This is a genomic window from Streptomyces sp. NRRL B-1347, assembly GCF_000720325.1.
Lineage (GTDB): Bacteria > Actinomycetota > Actinomycetes > Streptomycetales > Streptomycetaceae > Streptomyces.
In genome coordinates this window covers 44,555-63,031 of record NZ_JOJM01000039.1, presented here as the reverse complement: position 1 = coordinate 63,031, position 18,477 = coordinate 44,555, and the positions used below count along the sequence as shown (strand labels likewise).

Sequence of the window (18,477 nt, the reverse complement as noted above, 5' to 3'; positions counted from 1 at the left end):
CCCTCGCTGTGTACGGCCGGGGCCGGGCCTGGCTGCTCGGGGCCCAGGGGCCAGGCCTAGTCCTCGCCGAGGTAGGCCTTGCGGACGGATTCGTCGTGGAGGAGGTCCTGGCCGGTGCCGGAGAGGGCGATGCGGCCGACTTCCATGACGTGTCCGTGGTCGGCGAGGGAGAGTGCGGCTTGGGCGTTCTGTTCGACGAGCAGGATGGTGGTGCCTTGGGCCTTGAGTTCGCTGATGGTTTGCATGATCTTCTGCATCATGATCGGGGAGAGGCCCATGGAGGGTTCGTCGAGCATGAGCAGTTTGGGGCGTGACATGAGGGCGCGGCCCATGGCGAGCATTTGTTGTTCGCCGCCGGAGAGGGTGCCTGCGGCTTGTTTGCGGCGTTCTCCGAGGATGGGGAAGAGTTCGTAGGCGCGTTGGATGTCTTTGTCGATTCCTTCTTTGTCGTCGCGGAGGTAGGCGCCGAGGAGGAGGTTTTCGACGATGGTGAGGCGGGGGAAGATGTGGCGGCCTTCGGGGGAGTGGGCGAGTCCGAGGGCGACGATCTTGTGGGCGGGGATGCCGTGGAGGGGTTGTCCGTCGAAGCTGATCTTTCCGGCGGAGGGTTTGAGGAGGCCGGAGAGGGTGCGGAGGGTGGTGGTCTTGCCGGCGCCGTTGGTGCCGATGAGGGTGACGACCTGGCCGGCTTCGACGGTGAAGGAGATGCCTTTGACGGCTTCGATCTTGCCGTAGGCGACCCTGAGGTCTTCGACCTCTAGCAGTGCGGTCACTTGGCTGTTCCTTCCGGGCCGGTGGCGCGGGGGGCGCTGTCTTCCTCGTTGGGGGGTGTGTCCGGCGGGGTGTCGCTGGGGGTGGTGGCGTCGTGGTGGGCTTCGGCGGCTTCGACTTCGGCGACTTCGGCGGCGCCGGGTGCGCCTTCGAAGGGGGTGCCGAGGTAGGCGGCGATGACGCGTTCGTCGGCCTGGACGGTTTCGGAGCTGCCTTCGACGAGTTTTTCGCCTTGGACGAGGACGGCGACGCGGTCGCAGAGGTTGAAGATGAATCGCATGTCGTGCTCGATGACGAGGACGGCGATGCCTTGGTCGCGGATGGCGAAGACGAGTTCTTCGGCGGCGCGGGTTTCTTGGGGGTTCATGCCGGCGGTGGGTTCGTCGAGGAGGAGGAGCCCGGGTTCGCTGGCGAGTGCGCGGGCGATCTCCAGTTTCCGCTGTTCTCCGTAGGGGAGGTTGCGGGAGAGGTGGTCGGCTTTGTTGGCGAGGCCGACGAATTCGAGGAGTTCCATGGCGCGGGCGTGGGATGCGGCTTCGGCCCTTTTGAAGCCGGGTCCTCTGAGGAGTGCGCTCCAGAGGCCTTCTTTGGTTCTGGTGTGGCGTCCGACGAGGACGTTTTCCAGGACGGTCATGTTGGCGAAGAGCCGGATGTTCTGGAAGGTGCGGGCGATGCCTGCGTCGGTGACGAGGTGGGGTTTGGCGGGGAGGACGGTGCCTTTGTAGGAGACCTTGCCTTCGGTGGGGACGTAGAGGCCGGTGAGGCAGTTGAAGAAGGTGGTCTTGCCGGCGCCGTTGGGTCCGATGAGGCCGACGATTTCGCCGCTGTTGACGGTGAGGTCGACGGAGCGTACGGCGGTGAGGCCGCCGAAGCGCATGGTGACGCCGCTGGCTTGGAGGACGGTGGTGGTGGTTGTGGTGGTCATGGTGGTCACGCCCCCGCCTTGCTGACGCCGACGGTGCCTTCGGGGAGTTTCTGCTGGTCGGGTACGTCGAGTTGGTCGGTCTCGTGGTACTCGAGCTGGGCGCGCTTGTTGGCGACGAGGCCTTCGGGCCTGAAGCGCATGAGCAGGATGAGGGCGAGGCCGAACAGGAGGAGTTGGTAGTCCTCGAGGAATTGGAGTTTGGCGGGGATGAGGTAGAGGAGGGCGGCGCCGATGAGGGGTCCGCTGATGGTGCCCATGCCGCCGAGGATGACGGCGGCGAGGAGGAAGGCGGAGTTGGGGGGCACGGTGTTGGCGAAGAGGTACTGCTCGGGCGTGATGCTGTATGAGACGTGTGCCTGGACGGTGCCGGCGAATCCGGCGAGGGTGGCGCCGAGGGCGAAGGCGATGAGTTTGACGCGGAAGCCGTTGATGCCCATGGCGGTGGCGGCGGTTTCGTCTTCGCGGATGGCGACCCAGGCGCGGCCGATGCGGGATTCGCCGCTGCGGCGGAAGACGAGGACGACGACGGCGGTGAAGAAGAGCATCAGCAGGTAGTAGTTGGCGGGTCTGCTGAGGGTGAAGCCGAGGACGTCGTGTTCGGTGCCGAGGTTCCAGCCGAAGAGTTCGAGGTCGGGGATGTTGGGGATGCCTTGGGCGCCGTTGGTGAGGTCGGGGCCTGCGCTTCCGTTGAGGTTGTTCATGGTGATGCGGAAGATTTCGCCGAAGCCGAGGGTGACGATGGCGAGGTAGTCGCCGCGTAGTCGCAGTGTGGGGGCGCCGATGATGACGCCGAAGGCGAGGGAGGCGGCGGCGCCGGTGAGGACGGCGGCCCAGAAGGGGAAGTGGACGTCGAAGGTGGAGGCGGGGGAGCCGGAGACGAGGGCCGCGGTGTAGGCGCCGACGCCGAGGAAGGCGACGTATCCGAGGTCGAGGAGTCCGGCGAGGCCGACGACGACGTTCAGGCCGAGGGCGACGGTGGCGAAGATGAGGATGTTGACGCCGATGAGGGCGTAGCTGGCGTCGCTCTGGGTGAAGGGGAAGAGTGCGGCGGCGACGATGGCGGCGGTGAAGGTGACGTTGCGGTGTTTGGTGGTGAGGGTGTTGAGGCGGGGGATGAGTCCGGCGCGGTGGAGTGCGGTGGCGCCGAAGGTGGCGGTGATGAGGAAGCCGATGAAGAGTTCGGAGTAGGCCTCGATGCCGTAGGCGAAGACGTAGAGGCCGATGCCGAAGGAGGCGGCGATGATGAGGATTTCGACGGCGTCGGGGAGTTGTTTGGCGCGTTTGGGTGGGGGTGCTTTGAGGCTGTGGCGCAGGCGTTGCCAGGGGTCGGTGGTTTCGGTGGTGGGGGTGTCGGAGGGCAGGCCGAGGGCGCCGATGGTGGCGATGAGGGCGCCGATGCCGGAGACCCAGGCGCCGGGTTCGAGGTTGACGATGCCGCCGAGGTGTTCGGCGATGGCGCCCATGGTGTAGCCGGTGGAGCCGAGGACGCCGAGGGTGAGGAGGAGGACGGGGCTGTTGGTGCCGCCGGGGAGGAGCCAGCCGAGTCCGGGGATGCGGTGTCCGGCGAGGGTGAAGAGGAGGGTGAGGGCGGCGCCGGTGAGGGTGATGAGTTGGAGGCCGCCGGGGTAGCCGGTGACGGTGAGGTCGCCGGGGAAGGCGGTGGTCCAGGTCCAGGCGAGGAAGGTGCCGATGAGGGCGGTGGTGGCGCCGATGAGGACGAGGAGGCGGGCGAGGTTTTCGGGGAGGGGGAGGGTGGAGACGGGGGTGCCGGTGGTGTTTTTGGCGAGTTGCGGGGTGTTCGGGGTGTTCGGGGTGCTGGGGGTTTTCGTTGTCATGGGTATCACGCCCGATCCGCGACGCGTTCGCCTAGGAGCCCTTGGGGCCTGAGGAGGAGGACGAGGATGAGGAGGGCGAAGGCCCATACGTCCTTCCAGGCGCCGCCGCCGAACTGTTCCATGCCGGGTACGTCGCCCATGTAGCCGGTGGCGAGGGCTTCTGCGACGCCGAGGACGATGCCGCCGAGCATGGCGCCGTAGATGTTGCCGATGCCGCCGAGTACGGCTGCGGTGAAGGCTTTGAGGCCCATGATGAAGCCCATTTTGAAGCCGACTTGGCCGTTGTGGAGGCCGTATCCGACGGCGGCGATGGCGGCGAACGCGGCGCCGATGGCGAAGGCCATGACGATGATGCGGTCGGTGTTGATGCCCATGAGCTTGGCGGTGTCGGGGTCTTGTGCGGTGGCCTGCATGCCGCGGCCGGAGCGGGTTTTGTTGACGTACCAGCCGAGGATGAGCATGCAGGCGGGTGCGGCGATGATGAGGAAGAAGTCGCCGCGTTGGATGTCGGCGCCGAAGACGTGGACGGGGTCGCCGCCGAATTGTGGGAAGGAGCGGTCCTTCTTGGCTTCGGGGTACCACTTCCATACGGCTTGTTGGAGCAGGATGGACAGGCCGATGGCGGTGATGAGGGGGGCGAGTCGTGGTGCTCCGCGCAGGGGGCGGTAGGCGAAGCGTTCGGCTGCGGTGCCGACGGCGACGGAGCATATGACGCCGCCGATGATCATGATGGGGATCGCGGCGAGCAGCGAGAACCCGTCGGGGAGCCAGAGGGAGACGGTGAGGGCGCCGAAGCCCCCGACCATGAAGATCTCGCCGTGGGCGAAGTTGATGAGCTGGACGATTCCGTAGACCATCGTGTAGCCGATCGCGATGAGACCGTACATCGCGCCGAGGATGAGTCCATTGGCCAGCTGTTGCGGCAGTTCGTTCACCGCAGGGCCTCCGTTGGATGGTTCGGATATGGCACCGCGCGGGAGCGCTGGTAGCGCGTCCCGCGCGGTCTTGAGTCAATGGGTGTGGGGGTGTCTTAGCGGGGCTTGTAGGCCTCGCTGAACTTGGATTCCCACTTGTTGCCCTTGCTGACCTGGTACGCGGTCATCATGGTGTTCGTGGTGTCGCCGTACTGGTCGAAGGAGACTTCGCCGGTGACGCCCTGGAACTTGACCTTGCTCATCGCTTCGAGGACCTTGACGCGGCCGTCGGAGGGGAGTTTGCCGTCGTTGCCTTCGACGGCGAGCTTTACGGCTTCGATGATCGCCCACGTGGCGTCGTAGGTGCCGCCGCCGTAGGTTTCCATGTTTTCTTTGTAGTTCTTGTTGTATTCCTCGATGAACTTCTTGGCGGAGGGGAGTTCCTCGACGGGCTTGCCGACGGAGGTGCCGAGGTCGCCGATGGCCTTCTTGTTGAGCTTGGGGAACTCTTCGCTCTTCATGCCGTCGCCGCCCATGAGTGGGATCTTGGCGCCGGATTCCTTGAGCTGCTGGCTGAGAGGGGCGGCTGCGGGGTATTCGCCGCCGTAGTAGACGGCTTCGGCGCCCTTGCCCTTGACCTGGGAGACGACGGACTTGAAGTCGCGGTCCTCGGGGTTGACGTGGTCCTGGCCGACGATCTTGCCGCCGAGGTCGGTGAAGGTGTCCTTGAAGGAGGCGGCGAGCCCGGCGCCGTAGGTCTTCTGGTCGTCGATGAGGTAGACCTTCTTGATCTTCGCCTTCTGGAACAGGTACTGGGCGGCGAACTGGCCCTGGACCTGGTCGGTGGTGGCGGTGCGGAAGAAGGTCTTGAACTGGCGCTTCCTGTCGCCCTTCTTCCAGCCGTCGCCCTGGGTCAGCTCGGTGCCGGTGTTGGCGGGCGAGATCTGGGTGAGGTCGGCGTCGTTGAGGGGCTTCTGCATCGACTGGGAGACGCTGGAGTTCAGCGGGCCGACGACGCCGAGGACGTCCTTGTCGCTGATGAACTTCTGGGCGTTCTGGCCGCCGACGGACGGCTGGGCCTGGTCGTCGAGGGGCTGGAGCTTGAACTCGACCCCGTCGACGGTGTTCTCCTTGTTGGCGGTCTTGACGGCCAGTTCGGCGGAGTTGCGCATGCCGATGCCGAGGGCGGAGAGGTCACCGGTGAGGGGGGCGTCGAAGCCGATGACGACGGTCTTCTTGGCTCCGGAGCTGTCGTCGTCGCCCTTGTCCTTGTCGCGCGACCCGCAGGCGGTGAGGGTGAGTGCCCCGGTGGTCAACACCGTGGTGAGGATGAGCGCGGAACGGTTTCGCACGAGTGGTCCTTTCCCCAGGCGCGGCCCTCTGCTGAGGTGCCGTGAAGATCGCCGGGCCGTACTGGTGGTGGTACAGGGCCGTGCAATTCAGTTCGCGCCCGGCGGCGCGGTGACTGGCCGTGACTCTAAGGGCGCATTTGATCCTGGAGGAGTGGTCGGACCTAGGCTGTGACGCTCTTGTTATGCCACGGAGTATTCCGCGCTGGAACGCAGGGGGTGGTTGTGGCGGAATCTGCACGCTTCGGCGCATCCGGCTCGGGGGAAGGGGCAGGACTGTTTCCTGGTTTTACTCATGACGCCGGTGTTCGGGGGAGTGTGAGGCGGGCTGTGCCGGAATGATCTTTTACGCGGGCGGCGGCGCTATTCGATCTTGATTCCTTGATTGTTCGTGGATTACGGAGTGTTACGCCGAAGAAAGGGAGGCGGGCATTCCGTGGCATGTTTCCGCGTTCGTGAATGTGGCCGGTCAGGAGTGTTTTCGAGGAGCACTCCTGTTTTTCCGGTGAAGAGAGTTCTGGCCCGTACGGCCTCCGGGGGCCGAACGCGGCCCGGCCTGGCGGCTCGTGCGCCGTCGTGACGAACCACGCCCGCCCCGCCCCCGAACTCGGGGGCGGGGCGGGCGTGGTGGGCAACCGTCGGTGACGGAGAGCCGCGAACGGCGGGTGCGGCAGGGCGCTTTCAGCCCGTCCGGCGGTTGAGGACGAGGCCGCGGGCCGGTGCGAGGACGGCTGGGCGGGAGAAGGGCCCGGCCGCAGGCGCAGCCCCCCGGCCGCAGGCGCTGCCCCCCCCGGCCGCAGGGGCAGCCCCTGGATCAGGCCGCGGGCGCGTCGCGGAGGAGGCAGGTGAGGCGCGCGCTGCACACGCGCTTCCCGCTCTCCTCGCTGACGACGATCTCGAACGTCGCCGTGGACCGCCCCAGATGGACCGGCGTGGCCACCCCCGTGACGAGCCCGGACCGCACCCCCCGGTGGTGGGTGCAGTTCAGGTCGACGCCCACGGCGATCTTGCCGCTGCCGCCGTGCAGCATCGCGCCGATGGACCCGAGCGTCTCCGCGAGCACCGCGGACGCGCCGCCGTGCAGCAGTCCGTACGGCTGTGTGTTGCCCTCCACGGGCATCGTGCCGACCACGCGCTCGGCGGAGGCCTCCAGGATCTGTACGCCCATGCGGTTGCCGAGGTTCCCGGCGGAGAACAGGGCGCGCAGGTCGACGCCGAGTCCGGCGTACTCGTCGATGACCTCTTGCGGGAACTTCGTTGGCTGCTGCTCGCCCATGGGGCCGGGCTCCGTTCGTCGTCGACGTCTGAAGGACAGCTGTGGCTGAGCGAACGCTCAGTCGGTGGTTGATTGTTCCAGGCGTACGACGACGGACTTGCTGGCGGGGGTGTTGCTGGTGTCGGCCGTGGCGTCCAGCGGTACGAGGACGTTGGTCTCCGGGTAGTACGCAGCCGCGCAGCCGCGGGCCGTGGGGTAGTGGACGACGCGGAAGCCGGGCGCGCGCCGCTCGACGCCGTCCTGCCACTCGCTGACGAGGTCCACGTACGTGCCGTCGGCGACGCCGAGCGCCTGGGCGTCGGCGGCGTTGACGAGGACGACGCGGCGGCCGTTCTTGATGCCGCGGTAGCGGTCGTCGAGGCCGTAGATCGTGGTGTTGTACTGGTCGTGGGAGCGCAGCGTCTGGAGCAGCAGGCGGCCTTCGGGCAGCGCGGGGTACTCGACGGGCGCGGCGGTGAAGTTGGCCTTGCCGGTGGTGGTGGGGAAGCGGCGTTCGTCGCGCGGGGCGTGCGGCAGGGTGAAGCCGCCGGGGCGGGCCACGCGCGCGTTGAAGTCCTCGAAGCCGGGGATCACGCGTGCGATGCGGTCGCGGATGGTGGCGTAGTCCTTCTCGAACTCTTCCCAGGGCGTTGCCGACGCGGTGCCGAGGACGCGGCGTGCCAGGCGGCACACGATGGCGGGCTCCGACAGGAGGTCCTTGCTCGCGGGCTTCAGGCGGCCGTGGGAGGCGTGGACCATGCCCATGGAGTCCTCGACGGTCACGAACTGCTCACCGCTGCCCTGGAGGTCGCGTTCGGTGCGGCCGAGCGTCGGCAGGATGAGGGCGCGTGCGCCGGTCACGGCGTGCGAGCGGTTCAGCTTCGTGGAGACGTGCACGGTGAGGCGGGCGCGGCGCATGGCCGCTTCGGTGACGTCGGTGTCGGGGGAGGCGGAGACGAAGTTGCCGCCCATGGCGAAGAAGACCTTCGCCTCGCCGTCGCGCAGGGCGCGGATGGCGCGGACGACGTCGAGGCCGTGGTGGCGCGGCGGGGCGAAGCCGAACTCCTTCTCCAGGGCGTCGAGGAAGGCGGGCGCGGGGCGTTCGAAGATGCCCATCGTGCGGTCGCCCTGGACGTTGGAGTGGCCGCGGACGGGGCAGACGCCGGCGCCGGGGCGGCCGATGTTGCCGCGCAGGAGGAGGAAGTTGACGACTTCGCGGATGGTGGGCACGGCGTGCTTGTGCTGGGTCAGGCCCATCGCCCAGCACACGACGGTCCGCTCGGAGGCGAGGACCATGCGCAGGGCGCGCTCGATGTCGGCGCGCTCCAGGCCGGTGGCGGTGAGGGTCTCGTCCCAGTCGGCGGCGCGCGCGGCGGCGGCGAAGCCCTCGTAGCCGTGGGTGTGTTCGCGGACGAAGTCCTCGTCGACGGCGCCTTCGGTCTCCAGGACGAGCTTGTTGAGGAGGCGGAAGAGGGCCTGGTCGCCGCCGAGGCGGATCTGCAGGAACAGGTCGGTGAGGGCGGTGCCCTTGAGCATGCCCTGGGGGGTCTGGGGGTTCTTGAAGCGCTCCAGGCCCGCCTCGGGCAGCGGGTTCACCGTGATGATCTTCGCGCCGTCGCGCTTGGCCTTCTCCAGGGCGGAGAGCATGCGCGGGTGGTTGGTGCCCGGGTTCTGCCCGGCGACGATGATCAGGTCGGCCTTGTAGAGGTCTTCGAGGAGGACGCTGCCCTTGCCGACGCCGAGGGTTTCGGTGAGGGCCGAACCGGACGACTCGTGGCACATGTTCGAGCAGTCGGGGAGGTTGTTCGTGCCGAGTTCGCGGGCGAACAGCTGGTAGAGGAACGCCGCTTCGTTGCTGGTGCGGCCGGAGGTGTAGAAGACGGCCTCGTCGGGGGAGGCGAGCGCGGTGAGTTCCTCGGCGACGATGTCGAAGGCGCGCTCCCAGGACACGGCTTCGTAGTGGTCGGCGCCGTCCGCCAGGTACATGGGGTGGGTGAGGCGGCCCTGCTGGCCCAGCCAGTACCCGCTGCGGGTGGCGAGGTCGGACACGGGGTGCGCGGCGAAGAACTCGGGGGTGACGCGGCGCAGGGTGGCTTCCTCGGCGACCGCCTTCGCGCCGTTCTCGCAGAACTCGGCCTTGTGGCGGTGGTCCGGCTCGGGCCAGGCGCAGCCGGGGCAGTCGAAGCCGTCCTTCTGGTTGACGCGCAGGAGGGTCAGCGCGGTGCGCCGCACGCCCATCTGCTGCTGTGCGATGCGCAGCGTGTGGCCGATGGCTGGCAGTCCGGCGGCGGCGTGCTGCGCTTCCGTGACCTGCGGGGCGTCCTGGACCGGGTCACCTTTGGGCGGCTTGGTCGCCATGGCCTGCTCCTCTTCGAGCGCATGTGCGTGCGGTGTACCTCTGATCCTCCCACGCGTCACCGGCACCGCCGGTGACCGGGGGCGACCTGGGGAGGTGTTCTCGGCCGCCTCCGGTACGTGCTGCGCGGTGGGCGCGGCGCGGTCCGTGGGCGCCCGCCGCCGGGTCCGGGCGCGCCCGACACCGGGGTGCCCGGCGGCCTGGGCGGGGCCGAGTGTCAGTGGGGCGTGGCAGGATCGGGGGCGTGGCAGAGAAAGCATCGAAGAAGACCGAGAAGACGACCGCCGGCGATCGGCCGCGCCTGCTCCTGATGGACGGGCACTCCCTGGCCTACCGGGCGTTCTTCGCGCTGCCCGCGGAGAACTTCACGACGGCGACGGGCCAGCCGACGAACGCGATCTACGGCTTCGCGTCGATGCTGGCGAACACCCTGCGTGACGAGGCGCCCACGCACTTCGCGGTCGCGTTCGACGTGTCGCGCAAGACGTGGCGCTCGCAGGAGTTCGCGGAGTACAAGGCGAACCGTTCGAAGACCCCGGACGAGTTCAAGGGCCAGGTCGAGCTGATCGGCGAGCTGCTCGACGCGATGAGCGCGGTGCGGTTCGCGGTGGACGGCTTCGAGGCGGACGACGTCATCGCGACGCTCGCCACGCAGGCCGAGGCGGCGGGCTTCGAGGTCCTCATCGTCACGGGCGACCGGGACTCCTTCCAGCTGATCACCGACCACGTGACGGTGCTGTATCCGACGAAGGGCGTCTCGGAGCTGACGCGCTTCACTCCGGAGAAGGTCCAGGAGAAGTACGGCCTCACCCCGAGCCAGTACCCGGACTTCGCGGCGCTGCGCGGCGACCCCTCGGACAACCTCCCGGGGATCCCGGGCGTCGGTGAGAAGACGGCCGCGAAGTGGATCAATCAGTTCGGTTCCTTCGCGGAGCTAGTGGAGCGCGCCGAGGAGGTCAAGGGCAAGGCCGGGCAGAATTTCCGCGACCACCTGGAGGCCGTGAAGCTGAACCGCCGTCTCACGGAGATGGTGCGGGACGTCGAGCTGTCGAAGTCGGTCGCCGAGCTGGAGCGCGCTCCGTACGACCGCAAGGCGGTCGCGCTGGTCCTGGACACCCTGGAGATCCGCAATCCGTCGCTGCGGGAGCGCCTGCTCGCGGTGGACCCGGGCGCGGAGGAGGCCGAGCCGGCCCCCGTCGCCGAGGGCGTGGAGCTTGACGGGGCGGTCCTCGGCACGGGCGAGGTCGCGCCGTGGCTGGCCGAGCACGGCACGGCGGTCCTCGGTCTGGCGACGGTCGACTCCTGGTCGCTCGGCACGGGTTCGGTGACGGAGGTGGCGCTCGCCGCGGCGGGCGGGGAGGCCGCCTGGTTCGACCCGGCGCAGCTGGACGAGGCCGACGAGAAGGCGTTCGCGTCCTGGCTCGCCGACGCCAAGAAGCCGAAGGTGCTGAACAACGCGAAGGGCGCGATGCGCGTCTTCGCCGAGCACGGCTGGAGCGTCGAGGGCGTCACCATGGACACCGCGCTCGCCGCGTATCTGGTGAAGCCGGGCCGCCGCTCCTTCGATCTGGACGCGCTGTCCCTGGAGTACCTGGGCCGTGAGCTGGCGCCCGCCGCCGAGCCCGACGGTCAGCTGGCCTTCGGTACGGAGGACGACGAGCAGGCCGGTGCCGAGGCCCTGATGGTGCAGGCCCGCACGATCCTGGACCTGGGCGCGGCGTTCGGCGAGAAGCTGCCGGAGGTCGGCGCGGCCGGGCTGCTCACCGATGTGGAGCTGCCGACGTCCGCGCTGCTCGCCCGTCTGGAGCGGCACGGCATCGCGGCGGACCGCGCGCATCTGGAGTCGATGGAGCAGCAGTTCGCGGGCGCCGTGCAGCAGGCGGTGAAGGAGGCGCACGCGGCGGCGGGCCGGGAGTTCAACCTGGGCTCGCCCAAGCAGCTCCAGGAGGTCCTCTTCGGCGAGCTGGGCCTGCCCAAGACGAAGAAGACGAAGACCGGGTACACCACGGACGCCGACGCGCTCGCCTGGCTCGCCGCCCAGACGGACAACGAGCTGCCGGTCGTGATGCTCCGCCACCGCGAGCAGGCGAAGCTGCGCGTCACCGTCGAGGGCCTGGTCAAGACGATCGCCGCGGACGGCCGCATCCACACCACGTACAACCAGACGGTGGCCGCCACCGGCCGCCTGTCGTCGACGGATCCGAATCTGCAGAACATCCCGGTGCGCACGGACGAGGGCCGGGCGATCCGCCGCGGCTTCGTCGTGGGCGAGGGCTTCGAGTCCCTGATGACGGCGGACTACAGCCAGATCGAGCTGCGTGTGATGGCGCACCTGTCGGAGGACGAGGGCCTCATCGAGGCGTTCGCGTCCGGCGAGGACCTGCACACCACGGTCGCCTCGCAGGTGTTCGGCGTGGCGGGCGCGGACGTGGACGCGGAGATGCGCCGCAAGATCAAGGCGATGTCGTACGGCCTGGCGTACGGCCTGTCGGCGTTCGGCCTGTCCCAGCAGCTGAACATCGAGGCGGCGGAGGCCCGCGCCCTGATGGACACGTACTTCGAGCGGTTCGGCGGGGTGCGCGACTATCTGCGCCGCGTCGTCGACGACGCGCGTGCCACGGGGTACACGGAGACGATGCTGGGCCGTCGCCGCTATCTGCCGGACCTCAACAGCGACAACCGCCAGCGCCGCGAGATGGCGGAGCGGATGGCGTTGAACGCGCCGATCCAGGGCACGGCGGCGGACATCGTCAAGGTCGCGATGCTGCACGTGGACCGCGCGCTGACGCAGGCGAAGCTCACTTCGCGGATGCTGCTCCAGGTCCACGACGAAATCGTCCTGGAGATCGCGTCGGGGGAGCGGGAGGCCGTCGAGGAGCTCGTGCGCCGCGAGATGGCGGGTGCGGCGTCGCTGCGCGCGCCGCTGGACGTGTCGGTGGGCGTGGGCCCCGACTGGGAGTCGGCCGCGCACTAGCCTCCCGGCCCGGGTCGCGGTTCATCGGCCTGCGGCCTCGTCCTCAAACGCCGGACGGGCTTGAAGACCCTGGTCCGTCCGGCGTTCCCGACGAGCTGAACGCTGGGCAGCGGGTGGGGGCGGCCGCCGGGGCCGTCCCCACTACGGGGAAGTGAACGGTCGCGGGCCGGTAGGAGAACCGCTACAGGCCCGTGACTGGCCAATCAGACAAAAACGGACGCGAACAGGTGTCTCGGCTCCGAGAGTTGTCGTAGTGTCGCCTGAGCCGTCCCCTTGAGGGCACGCGCGCGGGCGACGGGACGGCACGAGCAGGTCGTCAAGGGGAGGGATTCACGGACATGGCGCCGGTATTCGGCAAGCGGCTGCGCAAGGCGACGGTGACCACCGCGGTCGCCGCCGCGGCGGTGGCGGCCCTGGCCGCCTCGCAGGCCCCGGGCGTGGCGACGACGGACCAGCCGCGTGACGAGTGGGCCGCCGACTCCGCGCCGCCGCCGGACGGCGACTCCGCGACCGGCAACTCTCCGTACTACACGGACCTGCCGCCCCTCGAAAGCCCGGTGCCGCCCAGCGGCAAGCCCGGCGGCGGTGCCAAGGGCGACGCGGAGGCGGGCCTGCCGGCCACGGTCCTGGACGCGTACAAGAAGGCCGAGGCGGCCGTGCGCACGGCGAAGCCGGGCTGCAACCTCCCCTGGCAGCTGCTCGCCGCGATCGGCAAGGTCGAGTCGGGCCAGGCCCGCGGCGGCCGCGTGGACGACGACGGCACGACCCTCACGCCGATCCTCGGTCCGGTCCTCGACGGCAACGGCTTCGCGAAGATCACGGACACCGACGGCGGCGCCTTCGACGGCGACACCACGCACGACCGTGCCGTCGGCCCCATGCAGTTCATCCCCTCGACCTGGGCGTCCTCGGGCAAGGACGGCAACGGCGACGGCAAGAAGGACCCGAACAACATCTACGACGCCGCGCTCGCCGCCGCGCACTACCTGTGCGGGAACAGCCGCGACCTCGCCGTCAAGGCCGACCTGCACGCCGCGATCCTCAGCTACAACCAGTCCACGGAGTACCTGAACACGGTCCTGTCGTGGCTGGAGTACTACCGCAAGGGCACCCACGAGATCCCCGACGGCACCGGCCAGCTGCCGGGTGACCGCAGCGACGACCGGCCGCAGCGGCCCGGCCCGTCCACGCCGCCGTCCACGCTGCCCGACACGACGACCCCGGTGGAGCGCGAGGGCAAGTACACCCCGCCGGCGCGGGGCGGCTCCGGCAAGCCCGGCAACGGCGGCTCGGAGAAGCCGGGCGACGGCGGCAATACGGGCAAGCCGAAGCCGCCCAAGCCGCCCAAGCCCTCCCCGCAGGACCAGGTCGCCCGCCTGGAGAACGCGGGCGCGAAGGAGCTCGCCGCGACCGCGGGCGACGCCTTCGACAAGCGCGCGGTGGTGCGTGCCGAGAACCGTTCGGGCCACGGCGTGCCCAAGGCGAAGATCCGGTTCACGATCAGCGGCAAGACGGACACGCGCTTCGAGGGCGGCGTCCGCAGCGTCACCGTCACCACGAACGCCGAGGGCAAGGCCGTCTCGCCGGTCCTCAAGGCGGGCGAGACGACGGGCGGGTTCACCGTCCGCGCCCTGGTGGTGAGCCGCTACCTCGACCAGGTCAACGTGCCGGGCAAGGTCACCGCGCGCCAGGCCGACGCGCTCACCCGCACCAGCGACAAGCCGCTGACCTGCGTGGCCGGGCAGGCCTTCGCCGAGCGGGTCGAGGTCGAGGCGACGTACAAGGACAAGCCCGCGGCCGGCGTCGCCGCCACCGCCACGATGGTCAAGTCGAAGGACGGCCCCGTCGCGAACGACAAGGGCCCCTACTTCAAGGGCGCCCACGGCAAGCCGGTCCGCACCCTCAAGGGCCTGAAGACGGACGCCGACGGCAAGCTGCTGCTGCCGAAGATGTACGCCGACGGCGCGGCGGGCACCTATCTGCTGCGCATCGTCACCGAGGGCGGCGGCACGCTCCTGGTCGAGCTGAAGGTGACGGCGCCCGTCACCGAGGAGCCCGAGGAGCCCTCCGGGTCGCCGTCGTCCACGCCGTCCGGCTCCGCGTCGCCGTCCACGTCCGCGTCGCCGAGCGCCTGACAGGACCGCCCCCGGCACCTCACCGAGTCCGCCCCCGCGCCCGGCACGGCGCGGGGGCGGCCCGCGTTCACGGCGGGGTGCCCGCCGCCCCGTGTCCGCGCGACCTGTTCTCATCTCGCCCGCGCGTTGCTACGGTGCCCCCGCTCTGACGAACAGTCAGTTACGGACGGGCGGTTCGTCGCGTCCGGCCCCGAGCCCGCCCGGGAGGCCCGCATGCGCGCCCTCATCGCCGCCGCCGTCGGCCTGGCCGCCGCCCTCGCCCTGGTCCTCACCGTCACGGCCGTCGGCGCCCCGTCCGGCGGGACCTCGCCCGAGCCGCTGCTCACCACCGTCCCCGAGCACCCCTAGGGAGGGCCGCGATGCGCCGCAAGGCCGGTCTGGTCCTGCTCGCCCTCGCCGTGTTCTTCGCGACCACGGCCCCGCTGCTCCGCTGGTACGCCTTCCCGCGCCTGGTCAAGATTCCGCCCGGCCGGTACGAGACGATGGTCCTGGAGGCGAAGCCTGCGACCCTCATCGACTACGGCACGATGAAGGCCAAGAAGGTCCCCAAGGTCACCATCGTGCAGACCCTCAAGGGCAACGTGGAGGCCTCCGAGAAGATCGAGAGGAACGACGGGGACTCCTCCCGCGACGTCGTGGTCTGGGACACGCTGTCGTACGTCCAAGGGCCCGACGGCAAGATGGTCTCCAAGATCCCCGAGCGTTACATCTTCGACGCCCACAGCCAGGAACCCGTCCACGCCACCGGCGAGATGGTCGACGGCGACCCGGTGCGGCGCGAGGGCATCGAGTTCAAGTGGCCCTTCCTGACGGAGAAGCGGGACTATGAGTACTTCGACGCGCAGGCCCGTGTCACCAAGCCCATCCACTACCGGGGCACCCGCACCTTCCGGGGCGTGGAGGTCTACTACTTCGAGCAGACCATCCCCTGGACCAAGGTCCCCATGCCCAAGACGCTGCCGGTCAAGGGCATCACGCCCGAGTCCATCGCCAAGACGGGCACCACGCGCTGGTACACCACGGTCCGCAAGTTCTGGATCGAGCCGACCACCGGCGCGCCCGTGTACGGCGAGGAGATCCACAAGGAGGAGCTGCGCGGCGGCACCCTGCTCGGCGACCGCGACAAGGTCACCGCGTTCTCCGGGCACGTGAAGATGCGCGAGGACTACATCCGCCACACCGTGGACCTGGTCAAGTCCCAGCGCGTCCTCGTCCTGCTCATGACCTCGTACCTGCCGTGGGGGTTCCTCGGCCTCGGCGTGCTGCTGCTCGCCCTCGCCCTGTGGCTGGAGGCGCGCGGCCGCAGCCCCGGCGACCCGGAGCCGACGGGGGAGCCCGAGCCCCGGCCGCAGCCGGTGAACGCCTGAGCGCGGCCGCCGCGCGCCCGGCCGTCAGGCCCGTTCGGCACGCTCCTGGCGGGCCTTGGTGTGCCGTGTGGGCGTGGCCCGCGCCGGGTCCTCAGGCCACGGGTGCTTCGGATAGCGGCCGCGCAGCTCCGCCCGCACCGAGCGGTAGCCGTCGCGCCAGAACGAGGCCAGGTCCGCGGTGACCGCGGCCGGGCGCCCCGCGGGCGAGAGCAGGTGCACGAGGAGCGGCACCCCGGCCACCCGGGGCGTGTCGTCGAGCCCGAACATCTCCTGCACCTTCACCGCGAGGACCGGCCGCTCCGGATCCGCGTAGTCCACCCGGATCCGCGAGCCGCTCGGCACCTGCACGCGCTCCGGCGCGAGCTCGTCCAGGCGGACCGCCTCGCCGCCCGCCCACGGAAGCAGCCGCGTCAGCGCCTGCCCGGCCTCGATCCGGGCCAGGTCCGCGCGCCGCCGGGCCCGGCCGAGCTCCGGTTCGAGCCACGCGTCGGGCGCGGCGAGCAGCGCCGCGTCGGACACGTCGGGCCACGGCTCGCCCAGGTGGAGGCGCAGGAACCGCAGCCGGTCCCGCAGCGCGGCGGCGTCCCTGCTCCAGCGCAGCAGCGCCACGCCCTCCCGCCGCAACCCGTCGAGCAGCGCCTCCCGTACGAGCCGGGGGTCCGGGTCGCGCAGCGGCCGCACGGTGAGCTCCACCGCGCCGAGCCGCTCCACGTGCCGGGCGACCACGTCCCCCTCCGCCCAGGCGACCTCGTCGCCCTCCGCGTACAGGGAGGCGGCGGCGGCCCGCGCGGCGTCCTCGTCGACGACCGCGCCGAGCCGTACGCGCGCGTGCCCGGCGCCGACGGGCCGGTCGGCCACCGCCACGGCCACCCAGGGCGCCCCGCCGAGCCCGGACCCCGGGCCCGCCTCGGCGCGGGTGCCGCCCGCCATCAGATACGTTCCGTCCGCCGCGCGCCGGGCGACGCGCTCGGGGAAGGCGAGGGCGGCCACGAGCCCGACGACGGCGTCGTCGCCGGGCGCCTTCGCCGCCGCGTCACCGGCGGGCGGCCGGGAAGCCGCGGAGCCCGCGGCGGCCGTCAGCCGGGACACCTCCGCGCGCCACCGGGCGGCGTACCCGTCATCCCCGCGCCGGGCGCCCCGCAGGGCCGCGGCGAGGTCGTCCCCGTACGCGCGCGGCGGCTCCTCGCTCAGCAGCGCCACGGCCTCCGCGGCCCGGCGGGCGCCGACCCGGGGCGCGGCGTCCAGGAGGGCGCGCGCGAGCCGGGGATGCACACCCACCCGGGACAGGCCCAGGCCGCGCTCCGTGGCGCGGCCCGTCTCCGCGTCCACCGCCCCGACGGCCGTCAGGACCTCGCGCGCGGCCGCCATCGCGCCACCGGGCGGCGGGTCGAGCAGCGCGAGGCCGGTCGCGCCGGGGTCGCCCCAGCACGCCGTCTGGAGGGCGAACGCCGTCAGGTCGGCGACCTTGATCTCGGGGGCGGGGAAGCGCGGAAGCCGCGCGTCCGCCGCCTCCGCCCAGCAGCGGTACACCGTGCCCGGCGCCTCGCGCCCGGCCCGCCCCGCGCGCTGCCGGCCCGCCGCCTGCGAGGCCCGTACCGTCGTCAGGGAGCTGAGGCCGCGCGCGTGGTCCACGCGGGGCTCGCGGGCCAGGCCCGAGTCGACCACGACCCGCACCCCCGGCACCGTCAGGGACGACTCGGCCACCGACGTCGCGAGCACCACGCGCCGCCGCTCGCCCCCGGCGAGCACCGCGTCCTGCACCTCGGCCGGGGCGCGCCCGTGCACCTGGAGGACCTCCACGTCCGCGAGGCCCGCCAGCTGCCCGGCCACGCGGCCGATCTCGCCGACCCCCGGCAGGAAGCACAGCACGTCGCCCTCGCGCTCGCGCAGCGCCCGCCGCACCACCGCGGCGACGTGGGTGAGCAGCGCGGGGTCCACGCGCATGCCGTGCGGCGGCCGCACCGGGTCCTTCGGCGGCGCCCACACCACCTCCACGGGGTGCGCGACGCCCGCCGCGGCCACCACCGGCGCGCCCCCGAGGACCCGCGCCCAGCCCTCCGCGTCCGTCGTCGCGGACGCCGCCACCAGCTTCAGCTCCGGGCGCAGCGCCTCGCGCACGTCGATCAGGAAGGCCGCCACGGTGTCCGCGTCCAGGTGCCGTTCGTGGCACTCGTCGAGGATCACGACGTCGACGCCCGCCAGTTCCTGGTCGCGCTGGAGCCGCTGGAGCAGAACGCCGGTCGTGACGACCTCCACGCGCGTGTGCGGGCCCACCACGCGCTCGCCGCGCACCGTGTAGCCGACGGTCCCGCCGACCTTCTCGCCGAGCAGCCACGCCATCCGCCGGGCGGCGGCGCGGGCCGCGATGCGCCGGGGCTCGGCGACGACCACACGACGTACCGGCCCGTCACCCTCCGTGAGGCCCGCGAGGGCCAGTGGCACCAGGGTGGTCTTGCCCGTGCCGGGCGGCGCGCACAGCACGGCGGCTCCCGGCCCGGCGAGGGCGTCGCGCAGCGCGGGCAGCGCCTCGCGCACGGGCAGGTTCAGGGCGGCGTCACGGATCACGCCCCCAGTGTCGTACGGGCGCGGCGGCCGG

The 18,477-nt window shown here is 70.9% G+C and carries 12 protein-coding genes; 4 read left to right on the top strand and 8 right to left on the bottom strand.

Going from position 1 to position 18,477, the window contains the following annotated elements; all coding sequences use genetic code 11:
- Positions 1 to 56: 56 nt before the first annotated feature.
- The 7 genes from IG74_RS0128645 to IG74_RS0128615 all read right to left on the bottom strand — a co-directional run bounded on the left by IG74_RS0128645 (position 57) and on the right by IG74_RS0128615 (position 9,407).
- The gene (locus tag IG74_RS0128645) at positions 57 to 773 is read right to left on the bottom strand and encodes an ABC transporter ATP-binding protein (protein WP_030683235.1); all 717 of its coding nucleotides are present in this window, start codon (positions 771 to 773) and stop codon (positions 57 to 59) included.
- Positions 770 to 1,705, bottom strand: coding sequence for an ABC transporter ATP-binding protein (locus IG74_RS0128640; RefSeq protein ID WP_030683232.1), 936 nt, complete (start codon positions 1,703 to 1,705; stop codon positions 770 to 772). The genes IG74_RS0128645 and IG74_RS0128640 overlap by 4 nt, the downstream gene beginning before the upstream one ends.
- A complete protein-coding gene (locus tag IG74_RS0128635; RefSeq protein WP_030683230.1) occupies positions 1,702 to 3,531 on the bottom strand; it encodes a branched-chain amino acid ABC transporter permease in 1,830 nt (609 codons plus the stop codon). Before IG74_RS0128635 ends, IG74_RS0128640 begins: the two co-directional genes overlap by 4 nt.
- A gap of 5 nt (positions 3,532 to 3,536) precedes the next feature.
- Positions 3,537 to 4,466, bottom strand: a complete 930-nt coding sequence (locus IG74_RS0128630) for a branched-chain amino acid ABC transporter permease (protein WP_030683228.1) — start codon at positions 4,464 to 4,466, stop codon at positions 3,537 to 3,539.
- A gap of 95 nt (positions 4,467 to 4,561) precedes the next feature.
- Positions 4,562 to 5,797, bottom strand: coding sequence for a branched-chain amino acid ABC transporter substrate-binding protein (locus IG74_RS0128625; protein ID WP_030683226.1), 1,236 nt, complete (start codon positions 5,795 to 5,797; stop codon positions 4,562 to 4,564).
- 811 nt (positions 5,798 to 6,608) lie between these two features.
- Positions 6,609 to 7,070 (bottom strand): hotdog fold thioesterase, encoded by a 462-nt coding sequence (locus IG74_RS0128620; protein ID WP_030683224.1) that lies wholly within the window; start codon positions 7,068 to 7,070, stop codon positions 6,609 to 6,611.
- A gap of 57 nt (positions 7,071 to 7,127) precedes the next feature.
- Positions 7,128 to 9,407 (bottom strand): FdhF/YdeP family oxidoreductase, encoded by a 2,280-nt coding sequence (locus IG74_RS0128615; RefSeq protein ID WP_030683222.1) that lies wholly within the window; start codon positions 9,405 to 9,407, stop codon positions 7,128 to 7,130.
- A 242-nt stretch (positions 9,408 to 9,649) separates the two neighbouring features.
- On the opposite strand from IG74_RS0128615, the gene polA reads away from it, so the two are divergent.
- The 4 genes from polA (at position 9,650) to IG74_RS0128595 (ending at position 15,881) form a co-directional block, all read left to right on the top strand.
- Positions 9,650 to 12,379 (top strand): DNA polymerase I, encoded by a 2,730-nt coding sequence (gene polA, locus IG74_RS0128610; protein WP_030683220.1) that lies wholly within the window; start codon positions 9,650 to 9,652, stop codon positions 12,377 to 12,379.
- 338 nt (positions 12,380 to 12,717) lie between these two features.
- Positions 12,718 to 14,514, top strand: a complete 1,797-nt coding sequence (locus IG74_RS0128605; RefSeq protein ID WP_030683216.1) for a lytic transglycosylase domain-containing protein — start codon at positions 12,718 to 12,720, stop codon at positions 14,512 to 14,514.
- Between the two features lie 213 nt (positions 14,515 to 14,727).
- Positions 14,728 to 14,862 carry an SPW_0924 family protein gene (locus IG74_RS51225; RefSeq protein WP_107059042.1) on the top strand — a complete coding sequence of 45 codons (135 nt, stop codon included), beginning with the start codon at positions 14,728 to 14,730 and terminating at the stop codon, positions 14,860 to 14,862.
- An 11-nt stretch (positions 14,863 to 14,873) separates the two neighbouring features.
- A complete protein-coding gene (locus tag IG74_RS0128595) occupies positions 14,874 to 15,881 on the top strand; it encodes a DUF3068 domain-containing protein (protein ID WP_030683214.1) in 1,008 nt (335 codons plus the stop codon).
- A gap of 24 nt (positions 15,882 to 15,905) precedes the next feature.
- On the opposite strand, the gene hrpB is transcribed toward IG74_RS0128595, so the two are convergent.
- A complete protein-coding gene (gene hrpB, locus IG74_RS0128590; RefSeq protein WP_030683211.1) occupies positions 15,906 to 18,446 on the bottom strand; it encodes an ATP-dependent helicase HrpB in 2,541 nt (846 codons plus the stop codon).
- Positions 18,447 to 18,477: the final 31 nt, after the last annotated feature.

What these genes read in the sequence shown, in the direction of transcription:
- IG74_RS0128635 (WP_030683230.1), bottom strand. Translation starts at nt 3,531, where the DNA reads ATGACAACGAAAACCCCCAGCACCCCGAACACCCCGAACACCCCGCAA.
- IG74_RS0128620 (WP_030683224.1), bottom strand. Translation starts at nt 7,070, where the DNA reads ATGGGCGAGCAGCAGCCAACGAAGTTCCCGCAAGAGGTCATCGACGAG.
- IG74_RS0128615 (WP_030683222.1), bottom strand. Translation starts at nt 9,407, where the DNA reads ATGGCGACCAAGCCGCCCAAAGGTGACCCGGTCCAGGACGCCCCGCAG.
- IG74_RS0128605 (WP_030683216.1), top strand. Translation starts at nt 12,718, where the DNA reads ATGGCGCCGGTATTCGGCAAGCGGCTGCGCAAGGCGACGGTGACCACC.
- IG74_RS51225 (WP_107059042.1), top strand. Translation starts at nt 14,728, where the DNA reads ATGCGCGCCCTCATCGCCGCCGCCGTCGGCCTGGCCGCCGCCCTCGCC.
- IG74_RS0128595 (WP_030683214.1), top strand. Translation starts at nt 14,874, where the DNA reads ATGCGCCGCAAGGCCGGTCTGGTCCTGCTCGCCCTCGCCGTGTTCTTC.